This is a genomic window from Methylocaldum sp. GT1TLB (assembly GCF_051027445.1).
Lineage (GTDB): Bacteria > Pseudomonadota > Gammaproteobacteria > Methylococcales > Methylococcaceae > Methylocaldum.
Genome location: NZ_CP194898.1, coordinates 119,125 through 131,645, shown reverse-complemented (window position 1 = coordinate 131,645; position 12,521 = coordinate 119,125). Strand labels below are relative to the sequence as shown.

General features: G+C 59.1%; 8 protein-coding genes. 4 read left to right on the top strand and 4 right to left on the bottom strand.

Annotated features, from left to right (window positions below; genetic code table 11):
* Positions 1-10: 10 nt before the first annotated feature.
* The 3 genes from ACR2R1_RS00580 to ACR2R1_RS00570 form a co-directional block, all read right to left on the bottom strand.
* The gene (locus tag ACR2R1_RS00580) at positions 11-1,552 is read right to left on the bottom strand and encodes a long-chain-fatty-acid--CoA ligase (protein ID WP_077729194.1); all 1,542 of its coding nucleotides are present in this window, start codon (positions 1,550-1,552) and stop codon (positions 11-13) included.
* A 113-nt stretch (positions 1,553-1,665) separates the two neighbouring features.
* A complete protein-coding gene (locus ACR2R1_RS00575) occupies positions 1,666-2,055 on the bottom strand; it encodes a glycine zipper family protein (protein ID WP_077729195.1) in 390 nt (129 codons plus the stop codon).
* A gap of 142 nt (positions 2,056-2,197) precedes the next feature.
* Positions 2,198-3,415, bottom strand: a complete 1,218-nt coding sequence (locus ACR2R1_RS00570; protein WP_086135441.1) for a UbiH/UbiF/VisC/COQ6 family ubiquinone biosynthesis hydroxylase — start codon at positions 3,413-3,415, stop codon at positions 2,198-2,200.
* A gap of 428 nt (positions 3,416-3,843) precedes the next feature.
* On the opposite strand from ACR2R1_RS00570, the gene gltB reads away from it, so the two are divergent.
* From gltB to ACR2R1_RS00555, 3 genes are all read left to right on the top strand, one after another.
* Entirely contained in the window at positions 3,844-8,475 is a 4,632-nt protein-coding gene (gltB, locus tag ACR2R1_RS00565) for a glutamate synthase large subunit (RefSeq protein ID WP_434112181.1), read from the top strand.
* Positions 8,476-8,611: 136 nt separating this feature from the next.
* Positions 8,612-10,051 (top strand): glutamate synthase subunit beta, encoded by a 1,440-nt coding sequence (locus tag ACR2R1_RS00560; RefSeq protein WP_434112179.1) that lies wholly within the window; start codon positions 8,612-8,614, stop codon positions 10,049-10,051.
* Positions 10,052-10,360: 309 nt separating this feature from the next.
* Positions 10,361-11,191 carry an EcsC family protein gene (locus tag ACR2R1_RS00555; protein WP_077729199.1) on the top strand — a complete coding sequence of 277 codons (831 nt, stop codon included), beginning with the start codon at positions 10,361-10,363 and terminating at the stop codon, positions 11,189-11,191.
* Positions 11,192-11,257: 66 nt separating this feature from the next.
* On the opposite strand, the gene ACR2R1_RS00550 is transcribed toward ACR2R1_RS00555, so the two are convergent.
* On the bottom strand, positions 11,258-11,629 hold the full coding sequence (locus ACR2R1_RS00550; protein WP_077729200.1) for a YidH family protein: 372 nt from the start codon (positions 11,627-11,629) through the stop codon (positions 11,258-11,260).
* Positions 11,630-11,819: 190 nt separating this feature from the next.
* Here ACR2R1_RS00550 and adk point away from each other — a divergent pair, with 190 nt between their 5' ends.
* Positions 11,820-12,464 carry an adenylate kinase gene (gene adk / locus ACR2R1_RS00545; protein ID WP_077729201.1) on the top strand — a complete coding sequence of 215 codons (645 nt, stop codon included), beginning with the start codon at positions 11,820-11,822 and terminating at the stop codon, positions 12,462-12,464.
* Positions 12,465-12,521: the final 57 nt, after the last annotated feature.

The window sequence follows — 12,521 nt, the reverse complement described above, 5'->3', positions numbered from 1 at the left end:
CGGCCGGAGTTTATTCCAGATCCTGCACGCCACGCTCGATTTCGCCGTGCTTTCGAAGCTGCCGCTTGAGGATCTTGCCCGCGGCGTTTTTCGGTAACTCCGGCTGAAAGACGATCTTGCGGGGAATTTGATGCCGCCCGAGGTGCTCCCTGCAGAAAGCGCGGACTTCGCTTTCCGTGATCGGCTTGGACTCGTCTATCGCGATATACGCGACCGGAATTTCGCCGTGCAAATCGTGCGGCTCCCCGACCACCGCGGCCTCGCGGATCGGCGGAAAGCGGTATAGTACCTCCTCGATCATGCGTGGATAAACGTTCATGCCGTTGACGATGATCAGATCCTTCTTGCGATCGACGATGCTGAAATAGCCGTCTTCGTCCCGCGTACCGAGATCGCCGGTCAGAAGCCATTCGCCGCGAAACACTTCCCGGGTCGCGTCCGGCTGCATCCAATAGCCCTTCATCACGTTGGCACCGCGTACGGCAATCTCGCCGACTTCGCCGCACGGCAACTCGCGCCCGTCTTCGTCGACGATTTTCATCTCGACTCCGGGAACCGGCAAACCCACCGTTCCCGGTTTGATGAGGCCGTCGATCGGATTCACGCAGGTTACCGGGGAACATTCTGTCGGTCCGTCGCCCTCGTAGATCCTGATGCCGAATTTTTCTTCGAAGCGCCGCAACACGTCGACCGGAAGCGCAGCGCCGCCGGAAACGCAATAGCGTATGGAGGAAAGGAGCGGCGCACGCTCGTCTTTGAGTCGCAACAGTACCGAATACATGCTGGGCACGCCGAGAAAAATCGTGGCTCGGCTGGCATGGATCGCGTCGACGACCTGATCGGGCTCGAATCGCGGCAGGGGAATGAACGCACAGCCGTTGGTCAGGGGCGTGAGCATGCCGACGGTTGCCGCGAATGCGTGAAACATCGGAAGAACCAGCAGCACGACATCCTGCCCCGGACGCCAGTGCATGGCTTCGCGGACGCTGCGCGTGTTGGCGACCAGATTGCCGTGGGTCAGCATCGCCCCCTTGGGACGGCCGGTGGTTCCCGAGGTGTAGAGGATGACGACCAGATCCTCTTGCGGGTCGCAATCGATATTCGGTACCGGCGCGTCGGATCTTAGAAAAGCATCGAACGCCTCGGCGCCTTCGACTTCTCCGCCGATGGATACGCGAAACTCGATTCCCGGCGCAGCCTGAAGCGCGGATTCCGCCTGTTTCGAAAAGGCTTGATGGAAAATCAAGCCCTTGGCGCCGGAATCGTTGAGAATGAAGCCGATTTCTTCCGTGTTCAGCAGCAAATTGATCGGAACGACCGTGGCCCCGGCTTTCACGATGCCGGTATAGGCAATGGCGAATTCCGCCGAATTGGGGCAGTAAAGGGCAATCCTGTCCCCTTTGACCACGTCTCGGGCCGCCAAGGCCGCCGCCACGCGATCCGATCGGTTGCCTATGGTGGCATGATCGATGACCTGAGAGCCCTGGATTACCGCGGGCCGATCAGGATAAAGCCGGGCGCTCTCCCGGAGTGCATGGATCAATGACGACATCCTGGCACCTTCTCGTCGGTTTATGCCCTCGTCAGGGCAGCAAAAACGGAAAAAATAATCCCGCCGGGCTAGAGGCACAACGGCGGGATTATTTTATTTGACCGATTGCTTACTTAATTGACGACTCTGTGTCCCCGATTGCGGAGGCAATTGATGTAAGACCGCTTGTATTGATCGTCGCCCGAGACCCCGCTGTAACCAGCGCCGCCGAGGCCGCCCGCGGCAGCGCCGATCGCGGCACCGCCGCCGGGATTGCCAGCGACAGCGCCGACCGCGGCGCCCGTTGCGGCACCTAGCAATGCGCCTGCAGCAGCACCCTTCGCCGCTTCCGTTCCGGTACTGCCCGCTTGGCGAGCGAGCATTTTGCACTCTTCCATATCCTGCTGCAGCCGATAGGCATTCGGATCGTTATACGTGTCCACCACAGGCTCCCATCCGGTGTAGGTTGCGCAACCGCTCAGAGTCAACACGGTGCAAAGAAATACAGGTAGCTTTTTGACCATAAGTCGTTTCACTCGTATAGGACGTTAATCGATATCTCAGCAACAGTATCCGGAACACAGGTACTGAATTGCTCTGCCTACTATAGCAAACTCACTCTGCTCAATCCGCAGGAATACGTATCGTAATGTTTCCGACCGTCATTCAACCCAGAATGGCTTCGCCACGGGCCAAATTCGGGAGCTGGCCGCCCAAGCCCATCGCGTATCGCATGACCAATTTCTTGGCCGGCGTGATTCGCTCCGCCAAACCCAGCCCCAGATTCCGAATGAATCGGAGCGGACGGTTCGCGTTTCCGAACACGCGATAGAACAGGTCCATCGTCGTCATCATGACCAGGTTGTTGCTGCGGCGCATGCTTTCGTAAGTTTGCAGCACATGGGCTGCGCCGATGTCCTGGCCATTCTTGTGAGCGCCGACCAGCACCTGCGCCAGCGCCGCAGCGTCCAGAAGACCGATGTTGACGCCCTGCCCCGCCAGCGGATGAATCATGTGGGCCGCATCGCCGATCAAAGCCACGCCCTCTTTACTGTAACTCAAGGCATGCTGACGCTTGAGCGGGAAGCTGCCTTTCGCCTCGATACGCTTGATCTCGCCCAGAGCCGAGGGGAACGCAGCGATAAGCTCCCGGAGCAGCGCGTCATCCGGCAAAGCCTTCAGGCGTTTGATGTCCTCCGGCGCCTCGTACCAGACGAGAGATGCATGAGGCCCGTCCAGCGGCAGGAAAGCCTGGGGTCCCTTGGGGGTAAAGCGTTGCCAAGTGATGTCCTGCTGGCTGTATGCGGTTTCCACCGTCAGCACCAGGGCGTGCTGCTCGTAATCCCAACCGCTTACTCCCATGCCGGCCACTTGCCGCACCCGGGAATAGCCGCCATCCGCGGCAACCAACAAGCGCGCCGACAAGACGCGGCCGTCGTCCAATTCGACGGTCGAGCCTTGCGGCCCGTAATCGATCATTTTGGTTCTGGCGGGACAAAGAAAATCGATATTGGAAAATTCGACCAGGCGGTCGAGTAAAGCCAGCTGGATTACCCGGTTCTCGACGATATAGCCCAAGACCGGCTCATCGATGTCCTCGCTCCGAAACTCGACATCGCCCGACTCTTCCCATACCCGCATCCTCCGGAACGGGCAAAACCGGCGCGAAGCGATGCCTTTCCATGCGCCCACGGTTTTGAGAATGCTGGCGGACGCGATGCTGATCGCGGACACGCGAAGATCGTGGGGCTGCTCCGACGCAAACGCCGGCGGCGGGGCATCCTCGATCACGGCAACTCGCAGACTGCTTCCTCCGAGGCCACAGCCCAAAGCGGCACCGACCATGCCGCCGCCCACAACGATCACGTCATATTTTTCGGTCATTCTCTATTCCTCATGCTTGGCTTGGCGCGCATGCTCAACCACGCTGCGAAACCGCCTCGAATTTCCGGCCATAAAGTAAAGGTAACCGGGCTCGGCAAGCAATACCGGCTTTGTCTCGCCGGCTCGGGGGCGGACGGTCGGGCGGCGAGCGGGTCCATTCTCTATCGAAACCAATCATCGCACCACCTTAATTCATAACAAACACCGAGCGTGCAAGCTTGGCGCCCTTGAAAAGACCGGCCGGATTCTTTATATTTCTTGCCCATTTTGGCTAAATGGGCGGCTTCACGTCGCCATTTCGGATATTTCAAAACCAACTGCGAACACGAATTCTTGACTGTCGCGGCGGTCCATTACTGGAGCCGCAATATTCTCTTGTAAACCGCGAACCGGCAAACGACAGACCACACCCCTGACAGAGGTACACCATGAGTTTCAACGCCATACCCGCCAAGCAAGGTCTATACGACCCGCGCAACGAACACGACGCTTGCGGCGTAGGTTTCATCGCTCACATCAAAGGCCATAAAAGCCACGACATCGTCTGCAAGGGGCTGGAAATTTTAAGAAACCTGACTCACCGCGGAGCGGTAGGCGCCGATCCGTTGGCGGGCGATGGGGCCGGCATTCTCATTCAAATACCGGATGCTTTTCTCCGCGACGAATGCTCTACACTCGGGATCGCCCTTCCGGATTACGGTCACTATGGCGTCGGCATGCTGTTTCTGCCGCGCAATCCGGAACATCGCGCGACCTGCGAACAAGTCGTCGAAGATTTCATTCGCACCGAAGGCCAAACCGTTCTCGGCTGGCGCGATGTTCCGGTAGACAACTCGACGCTCGGGGAATCGGTCAAGACAATCGAACCCGTGATTCGCCAGGTTTTCGTGGGGCGGGCGGAAAGTTGCCGGGATCAGGACGCGTTCGAGCGCAAGCTGTTCGTCATCCGCAAGCAGATCGACAAGAAGATTCGCGCCTTGAATCTCGAGGAAGGCAAGATGTTCTACATCCCTTCCTTCTCGTCCCGCACTTTGGTTTACAAGGGCATGCTGCTGGCCGATCAGGTCGGCGTGTTTTACCGCGACCTCCGCAACGAGCAAATGGTGTCGGCGCTTGCCCTGGTGCACCAGCGGTTCTCCACCAACACCTTCCCGACCTGGGATCTGGCCCATCCTTTCCGAATGATCGCCCACAACGGCGAAATCAACACCTTGCGCGGCAACATCAATTGGATGGCCGCTCGGCGCCATTCGATGTCGTCCGAAGTTCTGGGCGAGGATCTCGACAAGATCTGGCCGCTGATCGCCGACGGCAAGTCTGATTCCGCCAGCTTCGACAATGCGCTGGAGCTTCTGGTCATGGGGGGCTATTCGCTGGTCCACGCCATGATGCTGCTGATCCCGGAAGCGTGGGCCGGCAATCCCTTGATGGACGAAAAACTCCGCGCCTTCTACGAATACTACTCGGCCCTGATGGAACCCTGGGATGGTCCGGCCGCCGTGGCCTTTACCGACGGACGGCAGATCGGCGCCACGCTCGACCGTAACGGCCTGCGTCCGGCGCGCTATCTCATCACCGACGACGACACCGTGGTGATGGCCTCCGAGATGGGCGTGCTGACCATTCCGGAACACAAGATCGTCAAGAAATGGCGTTTGCAGCCCGGCAAGATGTTCCTGATCGACCTCGAACAGGGCCGCATCATCGACGATGCCGAAATCAAATCGGAACTGGCCAATCGCGAGCCGTATCAGCAGTGGCTCAACGATACCCAGATTCAATTGGAGAAGCTGCCGGCCGAAATCGCCGCGATGCCGCCCGATTCGGAGACCCTGCTCGATCGGCAGCAGGCTTTCGGCTACACCCAGGAAGACATCAAGTTTTTCCTGACCCCCATGGCCTTGAGCGGTCAGGAACCGGTCGGCTCCATGGGCATCGATGCGGCGCTCGCGGTGCTCTCCAAGCGTTCGCGATTGCTCTACGACTATTTCAAGCAGGGTTTCGCGCAAGTTACCAACCCGGCCATCGACCCGATCCGCGAAGAACTGGTCATGTCGCTGGTGTCCCACATCGGCCCGCGGCCGAACTTGCTGGCGCTCCACAATGGCGGCAGCCACAAGCGGCTGGAAGTGCATCAGCCGATCCTGACCAATAAGGATCTGGAAAAAATCCGCCGTATCGAGGCCCGCACCGGAGGCGCGTTCAAGACCAAAACCATCAGTTTCTGCTACTCGGCCGATACCGGCGCCGGCGGCATGGAGCCGGCGTTGAAAGCCTTGTGCGCACGCGCCGAACAGGCGGTGCACGAGGGCAACAACATTCTGGTGCTGTCCGATCGGGAGATCGATGCGGAGCACATCGCGATTCCGGCCCTCCTGGCCACCTCCGCGGTTCATTATCACCTGACCCGGACGGGCCTTCGTACCAAGGTCGGCCTGGTCGTGGAAACCGGCGAAGCGCGCGAGGTACACCATTTCGCGCTGCTGGCGGGCTACGGCGCCGAAGCCGTCAATCCGTATCTGGCTTTCGACAGCCTGTCCGATCTGCGCGAGAAGCTGCCGGAACAGCTGTCCGAAGACGAGGTGCACAAGCGCTATATCAAGGCCATCGGCAAAGCCCTGCTCAAGATCATGTCCAAGATGGGCATCTCGACCTATCAGTCGTATTGCGGCGCTCAAATCTTCAATGCCGTGGGCTTGAGCGAAGAGTTCCTGGACGAATATTTCACCGGCACCGTCTGCACGATCGGCGGCGCGGGACTCCGAGAAATCGCCGAGGAAACCGTGCGCCGGCATCGTGTGGCTTTCAGCGATGCCCCGCTGTACCGGAATGCCCTGGACGTAGGCGGCGAATACGCCTACCGCGTTCGCGGCGAAGATCATGTGTGGACTCCGGAGACCATTTCCAAGCTGCAGCACGCCACACGCACCAACAGCTGGGAAACCTATGTGGACTACACCCGCTCGATCAACGAGCAGAGCGAACGTTTGCTCACGCTGCGCGGCTTGATGGACTTCAAGTTCGACGAACGGGAGTCGGTACCGCTGGATGAAGTGGAACCGGTCGCGGAAATCGTCAAGCGCTTCGCCACCGGCGCCATGTCGTTCGGCTCGATTTCATACGAAGCCCATACCACGCTGGCGATCGCCATGAACCGCATCGGTGGCAAATCCAACACCGGCGAGGGCGGCGAATTGCCGGAGCGATTCAAACCGCTGCCCAACGGCGATTCCATGCGCTCAGCCATCAAGCAGGTAGCATCGGGCCGTTTCGGCGTAACCGCCGAGTATTTAGTCAATGCCGACGATCTGCAAATCAAGATTTCGCAGGGCGCCAAGCCCGGCGAAGGCGGCCAGCTGCCCGGCCACAAGGTGGATGCCATCATCGCCAAGGTGAGGCACTCCACGCCAGGGGTCGGTCTCATTTCCCCGCCGCCGCACCACGACATCTACTCGATAGAGGATCTGGCGCAGCTTATCCACGATCTTAAGAACGTTAACCCGGCCGCGCGCATCAGCGTCAAGCTGGTGTCCGAAGTGGGCGTCGGCACGATCGCTGCGGGCGTCGCCAAGGCTCATGCCGATCACGTCACCATCGCCGGCTACGACGGCGGCACCGGCGCCAGCCCGATCACCTCGATCAAGCACGCGGGGCTCCCTTGGGAAATCGGCTTGGCCGAGACCCACCAGACTCTCGTATTGAACAAGCTGCGCGGGCGCATCTGCGTGCAGGCGGACGGCGGCATGCGCACCGGGCGCGACGTCGTGATCGGCGCGCTTTTGGGCGCGGACGAATTCGGCTTCGCCACGGCGCCGCTGATCGTCGAAGGCTGCATCATGATGCGCAAATGCCATCTGAACACCTGCCCGGTAGGCGTCGCAACCCAGGACCCGGAACTCCGCAAGCGCTTCACCGGACAGCCGGAGCATGTCGTCAATTTCTTCTTCTTCATCGCCGAGGAAGTGCGCCAGCTTATGGCAAAACTTGGTTTCCGCCGGTTCGAGGAAATGATCGGGCGCTCCGACAAGCTCGATATGCGCAAGGCCATAGCCCACTGGAAAGCGGCCAAGGTCGATCTGTCCAGGATTTTGTACCGGCCGGAGCCCGGTGAGGGCGTGGCCATCTCCAATTGCGAACCGCAGGATCATGGCCTGGACAAGGCACTGGATCACAAGCTGATCGAACTGGCCCGCCCCGCACTCGACGAACGCAAGCCGGTCCGCATTGAAATGGGCGTGCGCAACTACAACCGCACGGTTGGCGCCATGCTGTCCGGCGAATTGGCGAAGCGTTACGGCCATACCGGTCTGCCCGAAGATACCATTTACATACGGATGAAAGGCACGGCCGGGCAAAGCTTCGGTGCTTTTCTGTCGGCCGGCATCACTCTGGAGCTTGAAGGCGACGGGAACGATTACGTGGGCAAAGGGCTATCGGGTGGGCGCATCGCCATCTATCCGTCCCCGGAATCTCCGGTGGTGCCCGAGGAAAACATCATCGTCGGCAATACCGTGCTGTACGGCGCCATCAGCGGCGAATGCTATTTCCGCGGCGTCGCGGGAGAACGCTTCGCGGTGCGGAACTCCGGCGCCATCGCCGTCGTCGAAGGCGTCGGCGATCACGGCTGCGAATACATGACCGGCGGCGTCGTCGTGGTTCTGGGCTCGACCGGCCGTAACTTCGCTGCGGGCATGTCGGGCGGTGTCGCCTACGTGCTCGACGAAACCGGCGATTTCGAGCATCGGTGCAACCTGGCCATGGTCGAACTGGAACCGGTTTTGGCCGAGGACATCGCCCTGGAAAATCTCGATCACCAGGGCGGCGATCTGGAAACCCACGGAATGGTGGACATCATGCATGACATGACCCGTCACGACGTTCAGCGCCTGCGAACCCTGATCGAAAAGCACCGCCGTTACACGGGCAGTGGACGAGCGAAGCAGATTCTCGAGAACTGGTCGGCTTACGCGCCGCGTTTCGTCAAGGTCATGCCGGTCGATTACCGTCAGGCGCTCGAAAAAATGCAGAAGACAAAAACGCAGACCGAAGTTCACCACTAGACGCGGGGGGGCGTGGCGTAAACGCGCCCCTCGCCGACCCGGACCGATCGGAAAAATGGAAGGCACTTCGGCAAACAAGACCCCGAGGTCTAGAGCTTTCTCGTGCAATAAAGCACAGTAACGAGGTAGAAACAGAATGGGCAAACCCACGGGATTCATGGAAATCTCACGTCAGGACAGACGCTACAAGCTGGTGGCGGACCGTCTCCAGCACTACCAGGAATTCGTCGTCCCGCTGACCGAAGAGGAAGTCAGCCGTCAAGGCGCGCGCTGCATGGATTGCGGCATTCCCTATTGTCATCAGGGCTGCCCGGTCAATAACATCATCCCCGACTGGAACGACCTCGTTTATCAAGGAAATTGGCGTGAAGCCATCGAGGTACTGCACAGCACCAACAACTTTCCCGAGTTCACCGGCCGTATCTGTCCGGCGCCGTGCGAAGCGGCCTGCACGCTGAATCTGACCGACGAACCGGTCACGATCAAAACTATCGAGTGCTCCATCATCGACAAAGCTTGGGAGATGGGCTGGGTCAAGCCGCTGATACCCCAGCATCGAACCGGCAAAAAGGTGGCGGTAGTGGGTTCCGGTCCCGCCGGTCTTGCCTGCGCGCAACAATTGGCCCGCGTCGGCCACAGTGTCGTGGTTTATGAAAAGGCCGACCGCATCGGCGGACTGCTGCGCTACGGCATACCCGATTTCAAGATGGAAAAGCATCTGATCGACCGACGCATCGCGCAAATGCAAGCTGAAGGCGTGGTGTTCCGCCCCAATAGCCATATCGGCCGAGACGTTCCGGTTCAAAAGCTGCTCGACAACTACGATGCCGTCATATTGGCCGGCGGCGCGGAAAAACCGCGCGATCTGAACGTACCGGGCCGCGAGCTCAACGGCGTTCATTTCGCCATGGAGTTTCTGCCCCAGCAGAACCGCCGCGTGGCCGGAGATACGCTTTCCGACGACACCAGCATTTGGGCGACGGACAAGCATGTCATCGTCATCGGCGGCGGGGATACCGGTTCCGACTGTATCGGCACCTCGGCACGGCACGGTGCGGCCTCCATCACCCAGTTGGAAATCCTGCCGAAGCCTCCGGAAAAGGAGAAAAAAGAGGTCACCTGGCCGAATTGGCCCAACAAGCTGCGCACGTCCAGCTCCCACGAAGAAGGCTGCGAACGTTTCTGGAGCGTCGCCACGAAGTCGATCGAAGGGGAAGACGGTCGCGTTACCCAAATCCGCTGCGTCAAGCTCGAGTGGAAGCAAGAGGGCGGACGCTGGGTTATGAACGAAATCCCCGGCAGCGAATTCACCTTGAAAGCGGACCTGGTACTGCTTGCCATGGGCTTCGTCCATCCGGTGCACGAGGGCATGCTCCAGGATCTCGGCGTGACTCTCGACGAACGGGGCAACGTCAAGGCCAATACCATAGACTATCGCAGCTCGATGGATAAGGTTTTCACCGCCGGCGATATGCGCCGCGGCCAGTCGTTGGTCGTCTGGGCCATCCGCGAAGGCCGCCAGTGCGCCCGAGCCGTCGACGAATACCTGATGGGACACTCGGATCTCCCTCGGTAAGTTCCTCCTCTCAGCCGCCGATTCATGTGTTTGATGAGTCGGCGGCTTGTCGACCAGGCGTCGAACCGCGGCGGGGTACACCCAGCCTTGTATGCCTGCCAAACTCAGCCCAGTTTTTCTCACGGCGTCGCGTCAGTCCCGCAGGCCGGATTACGTGGAACCGGCCGGAAGTGCCGCCGTCCAACTGCAATTGATCGCGCAATCCCGCCGACTCATTCCGCCGTCCGTGGCACACTGTCCAAGATCGATTTGTCCCAATACTCAGCAGCTAAAGGACAATCGCACAAACCGCAAACCGTGGAGCACGTCATGGCAAAACCATCGTTCACCCCCGAGGAACTGGAGCAACTGCGCTGGGCGTATCAGCATCTGGAACACCCCTCCTTCGCCGCGCGCCTAAGCAACGTGATCGGCACGCCGATCGAACAAACGCTCAAACTATTGCCGAAGAGCTGGCACCAACGAGTCAATAGAGCAGCCGAATTTAGTATCCGTCAGGCTATGAGCATGGCGGTAAAGACTCTCGACGCGCGCGCGGTTTCCGGAGCGCGTGACACCTACCACAAGTTTGCGGCATTCACAGCCGGAGCCGTCGGCGGCTTTTTCGGTCCAGTAGGGTTGACGGTCGAGTTACCGGTCATAACCTTGCTGATGCTGCGTTCGATTGCCGATATCGCGCGCAGCGAGGGCGAGGACTTGGATACGCTCGACGCGCGCCTCGCTTGCGTGGAGGTGTTCGCCTTGGGAGGGCGATCGACTGAAGACGATGCAACCGATACCGGCTACTATGGGTTGCGATCCACATTGGCTTTCCATTTCGCCGGTGTTGCCAATTATGGCGGAGCCTCCGGCCTCAACGTTCCTGCCGGCGTCGAGTTGATTCGCGGAATTTCCGCCCGTTTCGGCGTCGTCATTTCGGACGAGGTCGCCGTGCAGATGGTGCCGGTAGCCGGCGCCGTCAGCGGCGGCCTGTTGAACCTCGTATTCATGCAACACTTTCAGGACGTGGCACGCGGTCATTTCACCCTGCGCCGTTTGGAACGAAAATACAAGCCGGACGTTGTGCGGAAGGAATACCAGCGGATTCAAAAAGACGAAATTGAATCGATCAAGGGATTTAGCCACTTGGAAGGATGGTGAATGGATCGTGCGGGGCTCCACTTCGAACCTTATTAGGGCCTGGCGCTTTTATCTCGCTTCATCTTCTCAAAGCTCGCCATAAAACAGATAAACGATCAGCGTCATGCCGAGCAGAACGACGACCAGATTCGCGAGTATCCCCAGACCGGCCCGATAACCGCGCGGAATCTCCACGGGCTTCAGCGTTTTCAGGACCTTTCGATACTGAATCGTGGACAGTATCGCAATGACGACTCCGAAAAACACAAAAGCGATGCCGAGCCAGAACGAAATGCCTTTTTGCAAGGGCTCGCCGGGTTTCGAAAAAACCAGATGCACGAATAAACCGAAGCGCTCGATCACAAATCCGAACGCCATCCAGGCCAAGCTGGTCCGGTTCCAGGCGAGAAGAGTGCGCTCCGCCGCAAAAAATACGCGCGGGTCATTAAGCTCGGACATTCGGATAGTCTAGCGGTAATTTTGTCGAATGGATTAAACGATACGGCCACAACTGGCTCGGTCACATTGCGAAACGTACATCGGCCAGCGACCGGCGCAAGCGGTGGCTTCCCACATAAAGTGCTCAGTGTGACATTCCCGGCGCATTTGTGACAGAATTGCAAGTTTAATTAACCACGGAGTCCATGACATGCGCGTGATCCTTCTCGGAAGCCCCGGGTCCGGAAAAGGCACTCAAGCCAAAGCCATAATGGAAAAATTCAACATTCCGCAGATCTCGACGGGCGACATGCTGCGCGCTGCCGTGAGAGAAGGCACGCCATTGGGTCTCGAAGCGAAGAAGGTCATGGACTCGGGCGCCCTGGTCTCGGATGAAATCATCCTGGGACTGATCAAGGAACGCATTGCCCAGGACGATTGCAAGAACGGTTTTTTGTTCGACGGATTCCCCCGAACCATCGCTCAGGCGGAAGGGCTCGCGGAGATGGGCGTCGATATCGACCATGTCATCGAAATCGTGGTGGACGATGAGGAAATCGTCAAGCGCATGAGCGGTCGGCGCGTCCATCCTGCTTCCGGACGCACATATCATGTCATCTTCAATCCGCCCAAGGTCGAGGGACTGGACGATGTCACCGGCGAACCCCTGATTCAACGGGACGACGACAAAGAAGAAACCGTGCGCAGGCGTCTTGAGGTTTATCACGAACAGACCAAGCCATTGGTCGGCTATTACAAGCAAAAGGCCGAACAGGAAGCCGTCAAATTCTCCAGCATTGACGGCGTCGGCAGCGTTGAAGCCATTCGCGATAAGATTTTTTCGCTGTTGGAATAACTTCGGTTTATCGGACAAACCCCAACATCCATGGGAAGCCGCCCCTGAGTAATTAGC